The organism is Roseateles chitinivorans (genome assembly GCF_050632235.1).
GTDB classification, from domain to species: Bacteria; Pseudomonadota; Gammaproteobacteria; order Burkholderiales; family Burkholderiaceae_C; genus Roseateles; species Roseateles chitinivorans_A.
On sequence record NZ_CP192584.1, the window covers coordinates 285,501 to 301,268 of the forward strand.

The following is a 15,768-nucleotide window of genomic DNA, read 5'->3' on the forward strand; positions in this document are numbered from 1 at the left end:
CCGGCTCAATGCCCAACTAGGCGGCTGATGAACCTTGAGGCTGCACTCAGCAATGTCACGTCGCCGTCTTCGAGGTCAGCCTGGTCGAACAGCTTCCAGATTGCAATCGCGCCGCAGACCAAGAGCGTGGCGATGCCGGCCCACTGGGAAGGCGTAATCACGCGCTGCCATACGATTTGGTCAATCGCGTGCGCGAAGATGGCCGCAGCCGGCCCGTTGAGGGCGGCCTTACGCCCTTCGCACCAAGTCAGGACGCAGGCCGGCAGGACCGCGTAGAAGAAGGCGAAGCCAATCACGCCCGTCCACAAGGCACCGACCGGACCGAGCTTCGCGGCGATACGCGCGACGCCGTCGACCGCCGACGATAGGTCGTCCCGCCGCCGGCGCCGGTAGCGACGCCCGCTCACGTCGACTTGCCCACGCGGCCGACCAACTCCTTGTCGGCATGAACGAAGGCCGGTGCGAGGCCACCGTAGACCGCGGGCGCTGCACCGGTGCGATGGCGCATGCTTTTCATCTGCACGTCCAGGGCCGCGTGGACCAGGCCGCCGTGCAGCGGACGCATCACCTCGGCCATGGCCAGCACGGCCGCCAGCGCGCCCACGAAGGGCGTGGCCACCGCGCGCGAGGCGAGCAGCGTCATGCCACAGATGTCATTGTGCTCGTCCGCGAGCTTCTTGTAGGCGGCGTTCAGCTCAATGGTGGCCTGGGCCGTCGACGCCGCCGCCCAGATTGCCGACGGCTGGCGCGGACCTGGGAACGTGTGCAGGCGGATGTTCCGGAAGTCGCGATATCCGCTGCCCAGGCCGGCCTCGACGACCATCGAGAAGCCGGCGGTGTCGAGGTCGCGGCGCGCGGCCACGTTGTCGACGCCGAAGAGTGCCGTGGTGGGCTCCTCGGCCATGACCTGGTGCGCGGCGCCGAAGCGACGCTCCACCAGCGCAGTCGTGAAGCCTGCAACCTCCAGGCGACTTGCGACCACCCGGACCTTGGGCTTGAGCAGGTCCGCTGCCCACAGCAGCAGGCACGTGCTGAGGTTGGACTTGGCGGCCTTGTCGAAGTCTTGAAGGACTAGATGCGGGCGCGCTTCCAGCGGATAGGGCATCAGCCCCAGCGTCCAGGCATACGCTTGACCCAAGTGACCCAAGCCGACGAGCCACAGCGACTTCGGCAGGTAGGCCAGCGCCGGGCCCTTGTGCGCATCGCTGCGCCAGTCGGCGACCGCCAGCGGATTCCAGAGCGACATGCCAACGCTGCGGTGGCCCGCCTCTGCCAGGTCGCCACGGACGTGCATGAACGCTTCGTTGACGCCCAGGGCCGCCGCGCCGATGCCGGCCAGCGGGTTGTCGTCAGCGCACGCCAGCGTACTGCCTTCAGCGGCCGGTGCAATCTCGAAGCGCCAGTGGTCCCAGCTCAGGCGCACACAGAACTCGGGCAGCGCGCCATCAGGGGCGGCGCCGATGACCAGCGTCGGCAGCGCCGTGGACGTGGTGTCCGCGACCTGCCCGCCGAGTTCTTCGGCGACACCTCGGGCGCTGCGGCCTTGGTACAGCGGAACGTCGAGCGTGTTCTCCAGGTCGCCATAGACCTCGACGCCGCCGAGGAAAGCGCGCACGGCCGTGTTCAGGGCCGTCAGCAAGCAGGCTTGGCCGGCGAGCGTGCCCGCCCAGCCCGCGCCGAGATGGATGCGCAGCCGGTAGCGGGAGAACAGCGCCACAGCTTCCTCGGGCGAGGCCACCTCGCCAGCGTCCAGCGCCATCTTGGCCAGGCGGTGCATGGACTCGGCGTTGAAATCATTCATTTCGGAACTCCAGCATCGGTAAGTCGCAGCAGGCGCTCGACATCGGAACGCGAGTACGACACCCACCGGTGGTTGCCCTCGTACACGTACAGCCCCAGGTCACGCGGGCGCGGGTTGCCGGTGGCAAATCGCGGCACGATGAGTGCGATGTGCCCTCTCAGCGCGACCATCGGATTGGTGCGGTCAGAGCGGCTCTGGCCGGGTCCGGCGGGATGCGTGTGAACGTCGGCCACGACGCTCAGGCCTTCGGCGCGGCAGACCTCCCACAGCTTCGCGAAGCTCGCCGCCTCCAGCTGGACGTAGTCGCCCTGAAGGGCGTCTGCCTGCAGTTGCTCGTAGGGCAGGAAGCGGGTCACCACGCGGCAGGCGTCGGTCTTGTGGCCGAGCAGAAAGGCACCGCTCTCGCGCACGCCGCCACCCTGCTGGCGCAGATGCGCAAGCAGGTCGGTCCAGAGCGTGGCCGGCAGCTCAAGCCGGTGCGCAGACATAGTCGCGGCTCTGAAGAAGTTCATGGACCACCTCCAGGTAGTGGCTGATGCCCTTGGCGGGCTTCCAGATGAGCTGCGGATACTGGGCGAACCAGTCACCGTGACCAACGATGCTTGCGCGGTCGCACGGGATATAGAGGGCGTCACCGCCCTGCCAGCCGGGCTTGAAGGCCAGCTGCAGGCGCTCGCCGCCCTGGGGCCACTTGTCGAACGTCAGCCTGCAGCCCGTCGACAGGTCCCAGAACGTGCCCGTGGGCGGGTTCATCGGGAAGCCGCTGCAGTTCAGGCGCAGCGTGTACTCGCGGCGGTCGCGGGCGGTGACGTTGATGTAGACGAAGGGCCACTCCAGCTTCTTGAACTGCCAGCGGTTGCGGTCTTCGCCCGAGAGGAAGCGTGCCGACACGAGGTCGGCACGCAGCGATTGCTCGTCCGGTGCCATACCCCTCCCTCAGCCGTTGATGCGGTGCGCGGGCACCAGGTCGAACGTCACCGAGCACTGCGGGCACTTGGTCAGCGTGCCGATGTGGATGTCCACGTCGGGCTGCTCGGTCGTGCCGGCAATCTGCAGGACGTGCTCGGCGATGTCGCCGGGCGACATGCCCACCTTCTCGCCAGCCCACAGGCGCACGCGGCCGATGGTGGCGGCCGGGCGGAACTTGTGGTGCACGACCTGGCCACCGTAGCGGACCTGCACTTCCACCACCAGGCAGCGGTGCAGGTGCAGGCGGATGCCGTGCTCCTTCTTCAGGTGCTTGACGTGGGTGGCGCCGTGGTGGGCGCCGTCCTCGTCGTCCTCGACCGACAGCTTCAGGTCGGTCAGGTCGGTGCCAGGCGGCAGCAGCGCGAACGCGGCGTGCTTCGCCTCCTCGATGGTGGCCTCGTCGTTGATTTCGATGAACTTGATGTCGGGGAAGAGTTCCGACTGGATGTAGATGCGCGTGGGCATTTTGGACAAACCTTTGTCAGCTAGGTGAGCGGCACGGGATGCGCTGCTCATGCTGGGTAAGTCGCAGGGAGCCCTGGAAATCGGAAACCGTCCCGCGCGGGGAACGTGGCGTGCTTGCGGCGCCATGGATTGGGACGTCAGGCCCAGCCGTGGGCGCTCGTCAACGCTGCGCCTTGCGGCGGATGCGAGGAACATCGCGCTCTGACATGAGCTGGCAGGCGCAGCCCGCCGGGCGCGCTCACGCACTAGTTCATGCGCGAGAAGCAGGCGCTCGAGTGAAACGCCTACAGCGCCGCGACCGGAGTGGGACCGGTGGCGGCGCTACGGAGCAAGGACTGAGCTAGTCGCTAGGCTGGACAGTGCAGGAAGTGTCTGCACTTCGGGCACTCCCAGGGGTTGGGGCGAGCTTCGAAGTTGCCGGCCAGGAGGCCCTCCGCGGCTGCCATCGCAAACTTGTTGTCGAACCTAGGTCCGTCCGGCCACAGGGTCTCTTCTTCCCCCGTGCTGAGAACGTGAATACGGGCGGAGAAGGAGTAGCTCGTGTTCGCTGCAGCCAAGTACTTCAGCAGCCAGCGGATTGCAGACCTCTGCCGCCCGAGTTTGCCGGACGGTTTGGTGCGGACGAAGTGAATCGTGTAGGCGTTGCCAGAGCTTGAAATGCGGTGTGCCATCACGGTGATTTGCAGCCCCGCGCACGTGACTTGGAACGGCTTGGCCATGGCCGCCCGCGGTACTCCTGTCAGGCTGCGTCCCGCAGACAGTAGCGCGTCGGCGTAGGCACGCAGGTGAGGCAGCGAGTCTTTGAAGGCATGGCCTAGTGACGCCAAGGCGCCGTCCACCTCGCTAGCAGGCACTGAAGCGTCGGCGCCGTAGGAAACGAAGAGTTCGCGCATCACCGCGCCCTCAATCAGCGCTGCAGGATGCAGTCCGGCTGCTGGCTTGAGGTTCTTGATGAAATCGTAGTAGTAGCGCCTCGGGCAGACCATGTAGGTCAAGAAGCCTGGAAACTCGCAGGCACCCGCATGACCCGCTGCACCTTTGGTCGTCGGTATTGCGGCTTTGGGTGCGGTCGCAAACCCTTGAACCGGCTGGAGAAGATGGGCTGCGTGTGCGATGGCGCTCACGCATTGCGCCTTGTACGCGCCTTGGCTCTCGTACAAGACGAGATGCTCTCGTGCTCTTGATAGCGCAACGTACAGCTTGTTTGAGGCCTCAGTTTCTTCCTCGAAGTTCTCGCTGTGCTGAAGTGACTGCAGCAACGATTCCGGCACCAAGTCCGGGTCAGCGCCCATGCGGAAGTGCTTGGCGTCGATGTCGACAAGGTGGACCGCTTCGAACTCGAGCCCCTTGCTGCCGTGGATAGTCATCACTGCTACGGCATTGAGGCTGTCGGCTTCAGGCGGCGGCACGCGGAGCTCGCGGTCATCACCGATGCGCAGGCGGCGGCGCAAGCGAGAGATGAAGCTGCCGACGGTTTGGTACGCGTGGCCGCCGTCGGGCACGCGCAGGAAGTAGATGAGCTGCCAGAGGGCGATGCGCCGCGTGACGTCGAGGATGCCGGTCCCCAACAGATGCGGGTCCAGGATGCGCGTCCGGTCCAGCAGCAGTGTGCAAATGACGTCCCACGGCGACTCCTTGGATGAAAGCCCTTCGAAGACGGCCTTCCATCGCTGCAGCGCGGAGATGGCAAGGGCAGAGAGGCCCGGTGGCGGCGAGTCGAACCAAGACAACGGGTCTGGCCGAAACCGGTCGAGCCAAGCGAGGATGAGGTCGATGTCGGTGGACGGCATCTCCAAGCCAGGCAGGCGGGAGATGCGCAACAGACCGCTGCCAGAGCGGTCGATGAAGACCTGAAGCAACGCCAGCAGGTCCTTGACCTCGGGCCGCTGGAAGATGTCGCCCAGGTGAAGGGCAGGTATCCCGGCAGCGTTCAAAGCTGCAGCGGTGTCGCCGCAGGTTTCGTGGGTGCTCGCGAGCACAACTTGGTCTCGGTACGTGACGCCGAGTCCATGAATACGGGCGATGTTCGCCGCAACCTCACCGCGAACAATGTCAGTGGTAGGGCACTTAACGTGGCGGGGCTTCACGCCACTCGCGCCGCGAGCCGGCTCTACATCGTCCAGCGGCAGGATGAGTTGCAACGGGTGGGTCGCGCGTCCTGAATGTTCAAAGACGCGGACGACTTCTTCGTAGCTGCGCCGGTTCTCGTTGAGCGGAAAAGGCTGGTGGTCCGGATAGTCGTCGCCGAAGTTGACGATGCTGCGCATCGACGCACCACGGAACCGGTAGATGGCCTGGCGTGCATCGCCGACCACCCAGAGCGTGTCGGCGTACGCGGCGAGAGCCTTCACGAGCTGTGCGCTCGCGCGGTTGACGTCCTGGTACTCGTCAACCAGGATGTGTTTAAACCTGCCGACGCTGGCCTTGAAGCTGTCGTAGTTGTTCGTCAGCGCGAGCGCTGGGAGCATCACGAGGTCGCCCATGTCGACGAGACGGGTGTTGTCATCCATCTTCGACTCGTAGCAGCTGTATAGCCTCGCGACGTCTCGTCGTCTCGCAAGGAGGTCGTCAGGCGTGTCATTCGCGGCCTTCTCCACGGCCGCGCTGTAGTCGCCGGCGTTGGCCAGCTCGTCCTTCGCCCGCTGGATGGCCTCGACGACGGTCTTCAGCCAGTCGAGCGGGTCACCGAGGGGGTTGAACCACTGCAAACCCAGGCCGTAGATTTCCGGCTCCAGCATGGCAATCTCGGCCATTTTGTCCGCGACCCCGAAGCGTGATACCAGGCCAAACTCCTCGCAGTTCTTGCGGAGGAACTCGAGCCCGAAGGCGTGGAAAGTGCCCACCCACATGTCGTGGGCATTGGCCACGCCGAGCTCTTTCAGCCGGTCCACCAACTCCCGTGCCGCACGGTTGGAGAAGGTGAGCAGCAACAACTCCTCTGGCTTCGCGCCCGATGCAAGCAAGTGTTGCACGCGCATCATCAGCGTGGCGGTCTTGCCGGTACCCGGGCCTGCCTTGACCAACGATGTGACGGCCTTGGATTGTGCGGCGTCTATCTGCTCCTGCGTCGGGATGATGACCTTCGGCGGCTTCGGGACCTCCGGCGGCGGCTCAGGAAGCAGCAGGCCGTCAAACAGCTGTTGCCTGACGAGCTCCAGGGGCAGGTCCAGTTCCATCGAGAGCTGTTCCGCCGTCTTCCCCGCGAAGTACAGGTTGCGGGCAACGTCTCTCGGCAGCAGTAACTCGCGGGCGAAGGTGTTCGCCTGCAGTTCAGCGCGCTCGCGCGCGCCATAGGCCTCGACCTTCTGTGCGCCGAGCGTGTCGCCCTCTTCGGGCTTCAGCGTGGATTCGACAACCTTGTGGCAGCCTTCGTGGCTCTCGTGATGCAGCTTCCAGTGGCCGAACTCGTGCGCGATGAGGAAGGCGCGCTCGCACGTCGATACGTCGTTGCGGACCACGATGAGGTTGAAATCGTGGTCGAGGACCGCATCGGCGCCCCCGAGTGTCTTGTCCGAAGAATGCGCGTCGGAAATCGTGAAGTTCCCGACATCCTCCTGGGCCACTGCGTCAATGATTACGCTGGACACGATGCCAGTCCCGGCAGCCTCCTTGAAGAGTTCCTGCCGCAGCTGCTTCGCAGCTTCACGAGCGCGCTGGAAGGGTGTCACGGGGCATCACCCTCCTGGAACGCAAGCAGCCGCTTTTTCTCGTCCTCACTGACCGGCAAGGCGCGAACAGCGCTCTCCCAGGTTTCCGCACCGGCCGAGTTTGGCGGCTTGGTCGAGCTGTAGCTCATCTTCCTTGAGCCGGCGAGCTGCTGCGCGAGGCATTGCTGAAGGTCTGCCTGCAAGACCTGAAGATGCTGTGCCAAATCCCTCATGACCCTCGCGGGGACATTGGGGATGCTTGTGAGCACCTTCACCAGCAGCAGGACGCTGCTGCCAAAACCAACAGCCGTAGCGGCCTTTGCCAGCTTCGCGCCCTTCAAGGCGGAGACGGCGCGCTTGACGGCCTCGCTATCCGAGGCCGGCGTCGGTTTGCCATCCAGCTCGTGAATACGATTGAGGACAAAGCTCTGCAGGCGCGACACGGACTCCTCGGGGACGTCCAAGACATCCGCTGCCACCTCGGGCGAGGCGTCGTGCGACGCCCAAAGGGCTGCGAACTCGAGGATGTCCTCGCGATATTCCGGGTGTGCCTCGCAGGTTCGAAGAACCATGGCGGGCGACGGCTTGTCGGCTGAGAAGAAGAACTCGTCCAGAACTTCGTCGAGCGACAGCCTACGGGCGGGCGATGTCATTTGTTGAACTCCTTCCGCATCTCTGCGACTTTGTCGAGGGCGGTGTTCTTGTAGTTGTTGACGGTTCGAGTGGTGACCCCGAGCGCGGACGCGATCTCCTTGACCAGCATCTCCTCGACGTAGAGCATCGTGTAGACGTAATGCTCCTCCTTGGTGAGGACGACCTGCAAGCGAGCGGCGACCTGCGCGTGCTCCTGCTTGCTGGCCAAGGCGTCGGCTGGCGTGGTGTGCTGCCTAAGCGCCGACACCTTGCGGATGGTCTTGTCGGGGTCGTCGTCTTCGGGCGAGCAGTCCATGGCATCCAGGCTGTCCTGCAGCTTGCGCTTCTTGGCCAGCGTGCGACGTTGGAAGTCGAGTGCACGCCGGTTGAACAACTGCCCGAAGAATTTCTCCGCATGCGCCGCATCCAGAGGGCGCGTGACCAGGCACTCCCAAACGAACTGGGACAACTCTTCGGAGGCCTGGTCGAGGTCGCCGATGCTGCCCGGGTAGATGCCGCTGCGCACCGCAAAGCCGCGGGCAAGGCTTAGCAGGCGCCGTGACAACACCTCTGAAAGCAGCCCTACGCGGCCAACGTCCGCTTCCTCGCGGGTGCGGCGGAACATGCGAAAGACCTGCTCGCTGGGCACGAACAGGGGGTCATGTTCCCAATCCGTGTGCGCCAGCCTGGCACGCAGGGCGCGGTCGTCGAGGGCCTCTACGGCCGCATCAGCTTCTGATGTGTGCATCGTTGTTTTCCGTTGGTCATGCGAACACTCCCCTGGTTGTCGGGGAATGCCCCCTCGCATGACTAAGTCGCAAGAAGAGCCGAAAATCGGAAACCGCCCAGCATAGCCTTCGTGAATAACGGGCAGAACGGGGCCCCCTGGGCATCAAGCAGCACTAATCTGTCAATCGTGGGACAGATCAGCCCAGCCAAAAAGGAGGCGCAGGAACTTCGGCAGACCATGAAAGATGCGGCACGTGTGGCTACACTCACTTTCCCTTCGCCGCGTACGGCCAACGTGCCGACTTTGGACCAGAAGTCCAAGACGAAGGACTGACTCCAAAGCTTCACGCACTGAAGCAAAAAGGCCCGCAGGAAGCGATTCCTGCGGGCCTTCTCATTGGCACGTGTCCGATGATCGATCAGAACGGAATATCGTCATCCATGTCGTCGAAGCCGGTCGCGGCCTTCGGCGCGGGGGCCGGGGCGCGAGGGGCTGCGGCGCGAGGCGCCGGCGCGCGCGGGGCGTCGAAGTCGCCGCTGTCGCGACCGCTGCCGCCGCCACCTTGACCACCGCCCTGGCCGCCGCCGCGCTGTTCGCGGCTGTAGCCACCACCACCGCCACCACCCATCTCATCGCCGCCGTCGCGGCCGCCCAGCAGCTGCATCTGCTCGGCAATGATCTCGGTGGTGTAGTTGTCCTTGCCTTCCTTGTCCTGCCACTTGCGGGTCTTCAGGCGGCCTTCGACGTAGACCGGACGGCCCTTCTTCAGGTACTCGCCGGCGATCTCGGCCAGGCGGTCGTAGAACACCACACGGTGCCATTCGGTCTCTTCCTGGCGCTCGCCGCCTTCGCGGCTCTTCCAGTTGCGCGTCGTGGCGATGCTCACGTTGCACACCGCACTGCCGCTCGGCGTGTAGCGCAGTTCGGGATCACGGCCCAGGTTGCCGAGGATGATGACTTTATTGACCGAGGCCATGGTGGTTGCCTTCGCTTGCGTATGGTTGGGGTGTTCGGAAAGGGAAACTTTTGCGCCGCCAATCGCCCGGAACGTGCGCTTCGGGCGTCTGCTGGCTGTTTCGGGCCGGTCCGGCTTGCCGAAACGCGGCGCAGGGGTCGGATTATGCCGCCCGCTCCATCCCGGAGCGATCGCTCGAAAACGCCAACCTGATACCGGCCACAAGCCGTTGAACGACCTGGATGAGCAGCGTCGGCTCAGTTCATCCGCCGTCGCGACTGCTTGTGGGCGTACATCGCCGCGTCCGCTTGCTGCATCAACTCTTCGAGCGCCAGCGGTTCCTCACCCGACATGGCCGCGTCGCCCACGCTGAAGGCCAGCTCGTAGCCCCGCTGCGCCCGCAGGTTGAGCGCACCGACCTGGTTGCGCACCCGCTCCAGCGCCGGCGCCATCTGCTCGGTCGCCGTGCCGCTCAGCAACGCGACGAACTCGTCCCCGCCGGTGCGGGCCACCACGTCCGAGGACCGCAGGCAGAAGCGCAGGATGTCCGCGAAGGACTTCAGCGCCCAGTCGCCCTCCGCGTGACCGTAGCGGTCGTTCACATGCTTGAAGTTGTCCAGGTCGAAGTACAGCAGCGTGGCCGGCCACTGCTTGCGCCGGCACAGCGCCAGCACGTGCCCCGCCTGCGACTCGAAGCCACGCCGGTTCGCCAGTCCCGTCAGCTCGTCGACCATCGCCATGTACATCGCCGCGAACTGCTGTTCGACCATGAAGGCCATGTCGCGCAGGGTCGCCTGGTCGTCCGTGTCGAAGCCCCGCGGCGCGCGGTCGATCAGGCACAAGGTGCCGAGCCGGTGCCCGCTCGGCGCGCGCACCGGGCAGCCCGCGTAGAAACGGATCCTCGGCCCGCCGCTGACCAGCGGGTTGTCCGCGAAGCGCGGATCCGCGTGCGTGTCGGGGATCAGCAGGATGTCGTCCGACATGATCGCGTGGCCGCAGAAGCTGATGTCCCGCGGCGTCTCCGACACGTCCAGGCCCTGTGCCGACTTGAACCACTGCCGGTCCGCGTCCACCAGGCTCACCAGCGCGATCGGCACCTGGAACAGCCGTCTGGCCATCCGCGTCAGGCGGTCGAAGCGTTCCTCGGGGTCCGTGTCCAGCACCTGCAGCACGCGCAGCGTGGACAGGCGGGCATTCTCGTCATCGGGCAACGGCGCAGCAATCATGTCGACGTGTCTGCCTGTGCTGTGGAGGTTCGATGCCGCTCTGCGCCGCGTTCCCGCCGGGTCAAGCCCGGCTGAACGACGGACCCGCCGATGTACGGGACAATCGAGCGCTCCATGAGTTCGTCCAACCATCATCCCGTCCCGCTCGACATCCTGCAAGAGGTGTTCGGTTACAGCGCCTTTCGCGGCCAGCAGGCCTCGATCGTCGACCACGTGACCGCCGGCGGCGACGCGCTGGTCCTCATGCCCACCGGCGGCGGCAAGTCGCTCTGCTACCAGATCCCCGCGATCGCCCGCCAGCGCGCCGGCCACGGCGTCACCGTGGTCGTCAGTCCGCTGATCGCCCTGATGCACGACCAGGTCGGCGCCCTCGAGGAAGCCGGCGTCAACGCCTCCTTCCTCAATTCCACGCAGACGCTCGAAGAGACCCAGCGCATCGAGCGCGAGATGCTCGCCGGCCGCCTGACCCTGCTCTACGCGGCGCCGGAACGCGTCAACACGCCGCGCTTCATCGCGCAGATGCAGTCGCTGTACGAGCGCGGCCTGCTCGCGCTGTTCGCGATCGACGAGGCGCATTGCGTCAGCCAGTGGGGCCACGACTTCCGCAGCGAATACCTGTCGCTGAGCCTGCTCCACGAGCGCTTCCCCGACATCCCGCGCATCGCGCTGACGGCCACCGCCGACGACATCACCCGCGCGGACATCATCGAGCGGCTGCAGCTCGAGGAGGCGCAGATCTTCGTCGCGTCCTTCGACCGGCCCAACATCCGCTACCTGATCGTCGAGAAGGACAGCCCGCGCGAGCAGCTGCTGCGCTTCATCCAGGACGAGCACGAGGACGCCGCCGGTGTCGTCTACTGCCAGAGCCGCAAGAAGGTCGACGAGACCGCCGACTGGCTGAAGTCCAAGGGCATCAACGCGCTGCCGTACCACGCGGGCATGGAGCAGGACCAGCGCCGCCGCCACCAGGACCGCTTCCTCCGCGAGGACGGCATCGTGATGGTCGCGACCATCGCCTTCGGCATGGGCATCGACAAGCCCGACGTGCGCTTCGTCGCCCATCTGGACCTGCCCAAGAACATCGAAGGCTATTACCAGGAGACCGGCCGTGCCGGCCGCGACGGGGCGCCCGCCGAGGCGTGGATGGCCTACGGCCTGGCCGACGTCGTCCAGCAGCGGCGCATGATCGACGAGAGCCCGTCCACCGACGAGTTCAAGCAGGTGCAGCGCGGCAAGCTCGACGCGCTGCTGGCGCTGGCCGAGGCCATCGACTGCCGGCGCGTGCGCCTACTGGCCTACTTCGGCGAGGACAGCCAGCCCTGCGGCAACTGCGACAACTGCGTGAACCCGCCCGCAACCTGGGACGCGACCGAAGCGGCGCGGATGGCGCTGTCGTGCATCTACCGCTTTCATCAGGTGACGGGCTTCAGCTTCGGCTCCGGCCACCTGATCGACGTGCTGCGCGGCAAGGAGACCGACAAGGTCAAGCAGTACCGGCATCAGGAACTGAGCACCTGGGCCGTGGGCGCGTCGCTCAGCGAGCAGCAGTGGCGCGCGGTGATCCGCCAGCTGATCGCGCTCGGCTACGCGGTCACGGAGGGTGAGTACAACACCCTGTCCCTCGGCGGCGACGCCAAGGCCGTGCTACGCGGCGAGGTGCAGATGCTGCTGCGCCAACCCGCCACGCCGGCCAAGCGGAGCAAGTCCAGCCGGTCGGGCGCCTCGTCGTCACGGCGCTCGGAGGCGGAGACCGATCTGGACGCGGCGGCGCAGGGACGCTTCGACGCGCTCAAGGCCTGGCGCGCCGAGGTGGCGCGCGAGCACGGCCTGCCGGCCTATGTGATCTTCCAGAACGTCACGCTCGCGGAACTCGCGCGCGTGCAGCCGCAGTCGCTCGACGAGATGTCCGGCATCAGCGGCATCGGCGCGAAGAAGCTCGAGGCCTATGGCGAGGCGCTGTTGCGCGTGCTGAGCGAGGACTGACCCCCGTCCAGTCCGGGCCCGTCGTCGCGTCACGCGATCGTCATGACGAAAAGGACAACGCCCGGCAATGCCGGGCGTTGTCGTTGGCGAGCGCTACAGCTGATCAGCCGCGGTCGCCGCCCTGACGGCGCAACCGCGGGAGCTCAGCAGAGCGGGGTCGTGCAACCGGCCTGCGCGGCCGAAGCCAGTCGCTGGCCGTCGGCCGACGTGTCACGACGGCCGGTGATGTAGACGGTGGGCAGCTGCGTGCGCTTGGCGGTGATGACCACCGGATCCAGCGTGATGACGGCGGCGCGTTGCTCACGCTGTTCCTGCACGTGCAGCAGGCTGAACGCGATCGCCAGCGTGGCGCCGATGCCGAAGGCGAACGCCTTGACGCTCGCCGCGCCGGTCATGCCGATGCGCGGGCTGCGGGTGGAACGGGTCTTGAAAGGGGTGGTGCTCATGTCGATCTCCTGGAAGGGGTTGCGTGTGTCAGTGAAGTCAGTGTCGTCATTGCGACCCCGCTTCGCGAGGCACAAGCGACGAATGCGCGCGACGGCGGCGTGAACTGCGCGGAATCGCGACGAATGGAGGTGGCCGGCATCGTCGATCGCCCGGATGCCCCATTCCATCGGTGTTCTGATCGATCGTGTCCGTTGTGTCCGCGGACATGTCGGACACAACGGACACACGGAACGGACAAAAAAGAAGCCCGCTGGTCAGGCGGGCTTCGAAATGCCGGGGGAAGCGTGGCGTCTATCGGAGCGCAAGCCGCACGGTCATCCGTGCGGCTTGCTGGCCTGATCGGCCCGATCAGCCTGAGGTCCCGGCACGGTCTGCTCGGCCCAGTGCAGGGGCAGGGTGTTGGACGGACGCGCGGCCTCGTTCGAGTCCGCCAGCCACAAGGCGATGACGGCGGCGCTGGCCACGGCGGCCAGGGCGGTGAGGAAGGTCTTTGCTGCGTCGTTCATGGCGGTCCCCTGCGGTGTCTTTCCTGTCCTGGAAGGTCAACGAGGGTGGACTGTGCGCCGCCGGAAATGACAAGACCATCCGGACGCGACGAATTGCCGCAATCGCGCGCCGAAATGCCGGTCAGCCGGTTGAACGGAAGTTAGGGGGGCGGTCTCAGACCTGCGCGACCCGGGATGCCCCCGCCTGGGGCGGCCAGACGGCCAGCCGGTCCGCGAGCGCCACGGCGGGCTGCGGCCGGCAATAGAAATAGCCCTGCTGCTGCCAGCAGCCGAGGGCCAGCAGCGCATCGCGTTGTTCCTCGGTCTCGACGCCCTCGGCGACGACGTCGATGCCGAGGGCCTCGGCCATGCCCATCATGGCCCGGACCAGCGCGCGGTCGTCGGCGCTGTTGGGCAGGTCCCGGACGAACGCCCGGTCGATCTTCAGGCGCGCCGGGCGCAGCAGCTTCAGATAGGCGAGCGAGGAATACCCCGTCCCGAAATCGTCCACCGACAGGCTGAGCCCGAGGTCCGTCAGGCGCGACAAGGTCTGCAGGACGGTATCGGTGTCGGTGAGCAGCGAGCTTTCGGTCAGCTCGATGGCGAGCTCGCCGGGCGCCACCGCATGCCGGCGCATCGCCTCGGCGATGCGCTCGGCCAGCCGCGGCTCGCGGAACTGCAGGGCGGACAGGTTGATCGAGATCGGCCCCGGATGCCGCCCCGCCGACTTCCAGCGCGCCAGCTGGGCGCAGGCCTGCTCGATGGTGCTCCAGCCCAGCGCCAGGATCTGGCCCGTCTCCTCCGCCAGCTCGATGAACTGGCCCGGCATCACCAGGCCGCGCTGCGGATGCTGCCAGCGCATCAGCGCCTCCAGCCCCGACCACTGGCCGGTGCGGGCGTCGACGACGGCCTGGTAGTGGAGCAGCAGCTCGTCTCGCTCGAGGGCCAGCTTCAATTCGCGCTCGAGCTCCATCCGCTCCACGGCGGCCGCGTCCATGTCCTGCTGGAAGAAGCTGTAGCGCGACCGGCCCATCTGCTTGGCGCGGTACATCGCCAGGTCGGCGTGCCGGACCAGGGTGTCGAAGTCTTCGCCGTCGCGCGGGAACAGCGCGATGCCGACGCTCGCCGACACGCTCGCCACACCCCCTCGAGCTGCAGCGGCGCGTTCAGCGCCTCGATCAGGCGCTGCGCGGCGACGCCGACGTGCTCGCTGGAGTCGCGCATCAGCAGCAGGAACTCGTCGCCGCTGACGCGGCAGGCCAGGTCCGACTCCCGCACCGCCTGACGCAGGCGCTCGCTCGCCTGCAGCAGCATGCGGTCACCGGCCGCATGGCCGAGCGAATCGTTGATCGCCTTGAAGCGGTCCAGGTCGACGAACAGCAGCGCCAGGTGCGTCTGCTCGCGGCGCGCCACGGCCGCCTCGTGCAGGAACACCTCGCGGAACAGCGTCCGGTTCGGCAGTCCGGTGAGGTGGTCGTACATCGCCAGCTGATGCAGCTGCGCGTTCTTGCCTTCCATGTCGGCCAGCAGGCCGGCGATCTGCTGGCCCATCTGGTCCAGGTGCACGCCGAGCTGGCCCAGTTCGTCGTTGCGGTTCCAGCGCAGGCGCGGCACCGGCTGGCGTTCGGCGATCGCGCTCGCGAGCCGCTTCAGGCGGTCGATCGGGCGCACCAGACGCAGATAGAACACCAGCAGCACGATGACGACACCGGCCGCGACCTGGAACGCGACGATCAGCGCGGTCTGCCGACGGCCCTCCTCCAGCATGCGCTCCTGCGCGGCGTCGTCGAACTGCACCCGCAGGCTGCCCAGCACCTGCGCATCGCGCTGGATGGTCGCGGCCAGCGTGACCGTCGGCCAGCCGGGGCTGCACTTGGTGCGGACGATGTCGCGGGTGTCGGCGCGTTCCTCGCTGAGCTCGACGGCGCAGACATTCACGTCCGACAGCAGCTGGTCCAGCGCGCGCTGCACGGCGGGGCTGTCCACCGTCCACAGCGGCTCGGCCAGGCCGTTCGCGGCGAGCGTCAGCACGGCCGCGCGCTGGCCTTCCAGCACCGGCTCCAGACTGCGCCGGATGAAGGCGTCGCTGAACGCCACCAGCGCCAGCGCCGGCACGGCGATTCCGATCACCACCGCAAGCAGGATCACACTGCGCAGCGACAGCGACGGAGCTTTGAGCTTCATCAATCAGGGGTGGGCAGGAGGGGAATGGCTGATTCTGCACGTCCGAAAAGTGGACGCCCCCCGCAAAGACGGGGTCGCCGAGAAGGATTTAGGCATTCCTCCCGCTGCCACGCGATGTCAGCAGGGCCCGACGCGGAGCCGGCCCTGGCCCTATCATGGCGAGTTCGACTCCAGTTGTGTCCCGGCCCCCATGTCCACGAAAGTCCCGCCCGTCGCCCCCGCCCCGTCCGAGCCCGGCGCCGA

General features: G+C 66.6%; 14 protein-coding genes and 2 pseudogenes. 1 reads left to right on the forward strand and 15 read right to left on the reverse strand.

The window, feature by feature from the left end:
* Positions 1 to 5: 5 nt before the first annotated feature.
* The 10 genes from ACQ859_RS01170 to ACQ859_RS01215 form a co-directional block, all read right to left on the reverse strand.
* Complete coding sequence (locus tag ACQ859_RS01170) at positions 6 to 407, reverse strand: hypothetical protein (protein WP_431264256.1); 402 nt, start codon at positions 405 to 407, stop codon at positions 6 to 8.
* Positions 404 to 1,801 (reverse strand): hypothetical protein, encoded by a 1,398-nt coding sequence (locus tag ACQ859_RS01175; RefSeq protein ID WP_431264257.1) that lies wholly within the window; start codon positions 1,799 to 1,801, stop codon positions 404 to 406. Before ACQ859_RS01175 ends, ACQ859_RS01170 begins: the two co-directional genes overlap by 4 nt.
* Complete coding sequence (locus tag ACQ859_RS01180) at positions 1,798 to 2,313, reverse strand: Mov34/MPN/PAD-1 family protein (protein WP_431264258.1); 516 nt, start codon at positions 2,311 to 2,313, stop codon at positions 1,798 to 1,800. The genes ACQ859_RS01175 and ACQ859_RS01180 overlap by 4 nt, the downstream gene beginning before the upstream one ends.
* Positions 2,270 to 2,728 carry a DUF7665 family protein gene (locus tag ACQ859_RS01185; RefSeq protein ID WP_431264259.1) on the reverse strand — a complete coding sequence of 153 codons (459 nt, stop codon included), beginning with the start codon at positions 2,726 to 2,728 and terminating at the stop codon, positions 2,270 to 2,272. The genes ACQ859_RS01180 and ACQ859_RS01185 overlap by 44 nt, the downstream gene beginning before the upstream one ends.
* Before the next feature lie 9 nt (positions 2,729 to 2,737).
* The gene (locus tag ACQ859_RS01190) at positions 2,738 to 3,235 is read right to left on the reverse strand and encodes a hypothetical protein (RefSeq protein WP_431264260.1); all 498 of its coding nucleotides are present in this window, start codon (positions 3,233 to 3,235) and stop codon (positions 2,738 to 2,740) included.
* 347 nt (positions 3,236 to 3,582) lie between these two features.
* Positions 3,583 to 6,903 (reverse strand): UvrD-helicase domain-containing protein, encoded by a 3,321-nt coding sequence (locus ACQ859_RS01195; protein WP_431264261.1) that lies wholly within the window; start codon positions 6,901 to 6,903, stop codon positions 3,583 to 3,585.
* The gene (locus tag ACQ859_RS01200) at positions 6,900 to 7,535 is read right to left on the reverse strand and encodes a hypothetical protein (RefSeq protein ID WP_431264262.1); all 636 of its coding nucleotides are present in this window, start codon (positions 7,533 to 7,535) and stop codon (positions 6,900 to 6,902) included. Before ACQ859_RS01200 ends, ACQ859_RS01195 begins: the two co-directional genes overlap by 4 nt.
* Positions 7,532 to 8,263, reverse strand: coding sequence for an RNA polymerase sigma factor (locus ACQ859_RS01205; RefSeq protein WP_431264263.1), 732 nt, complete (start codon positions 8,261 to 8,263; stop codon positions 7,532 to 7,534). The genes ACQ859_RS01200 and ACQ859_RS01205 overlap by 4 nt, the downstream gene beginning before the upstream one ends.
* Positions 8,264 to 8,663: 400 nt before the next feature.
* Positions 8,664 to 9,221 (reverse strand): single-stranded DNA-binding protein, encoded by a 558-nt coding sequence (locus tag ACQ859_RS01210; RefSeq protein ID WP_088408626.1) that lies wholly within the window; start codon positions 9,219 to 9,221, stop codon positions 8,664 to 8,666.
* A gap of 236 nt (positions 9,222 to 9,457) precedes the next feature.
* Positions 9,458 to 10,426 (reverse strand): diguanylate cyclase, encoded by a 969-nt coding sequence (locus ACQ859_RS01215; RefSeq protein WP_431264264.1) that lies wholly within the window; start codon positions 10,424 to 10,426, stop codon positions 9,458 to 9,460.
* Between the two features lie 114 nt (positions 10,427 to 10,540).
* On the opposite strand from ACQ859_RS01215, the gene recQ reads away from it, so the two are divergent.
* A complete protein-coding gene (recQ, locus tag ACQ859_RS01220; protein WP_431264265.1) occupies positions 10,541 to 12,409 on the forward strand; it encodes a DNA helicase RecQ in 1,869 nt (622 codons plus the stop codon).
* A gap of 143 nt (positions 12,410 to 12,552) precedes the next feature.
* Here the strand turns inward: recQ and ACQ859_RS01225 are convergent, their stop codons facing one another.
* The 5 genes and pseudogenes from ACQ859_RS01225 to ACQ859_RS01245 form a co-directional block, all read right to left on the reverse strand.
* Positions 12,553 to 12,855, reverse strand: a complete 303-nt coding sequence (locus ACQ859_RS01225; protein ID WP_431264266.1) for a hypothetical protein — start codon at positions 12,853 to 12,855, stop codon at positions 12,553 to 12,555.
* 315 nt (positions 12,856 to 13,170) lie between these two features.
* Positions 13,171 to 13,362: a hypothetical protein gene (locus ACQ859_RS01230; protein WP_431264267.1), complete on the reverse strand. Its 192-nt coding sequence runs from the start codon at positions 13,360 to 13,362 to the stop codon at positions 13,171 to 13,173.
* Between the two features lie 154 nt (positions 13,363 to 13,516).
* Positions 13,517 to 14,392 carry a putative bifunctional diguanylate cyclase/phosphodiesterase gene (locus tag ACQ859_RS01235; RefSeq protein ID WP_431266701.1) on the reverse strand — a complete coding sequence of 292 codons (876 nt, stop codon included), beginning with the start codon at positions 14,390 to 14,392 and terminating at the stop codon, positions 13,517 to 13,519.
* 27 nt (positions 14,393 to 14,419) lie between these two features.
* Positions 14,420 to 14,482, reverse strand: a pseudogene (locus ACQ859_RS01240) (hypothetical protein); the annotation flags it as partial.
* A 17-nt stretch (positions 14,483 to 14,499) separates the two neighbouring features.
* Positions 14,500 to 15,525 (reverse strand): annotated as a pseudogene (locus ACQ859_RS01245) (diguanylate cyclase domain-containing protein); the annotation flags it as partial.
* Positions 15,526 to 15,768 lie beyond the last annotated feature (243 nt).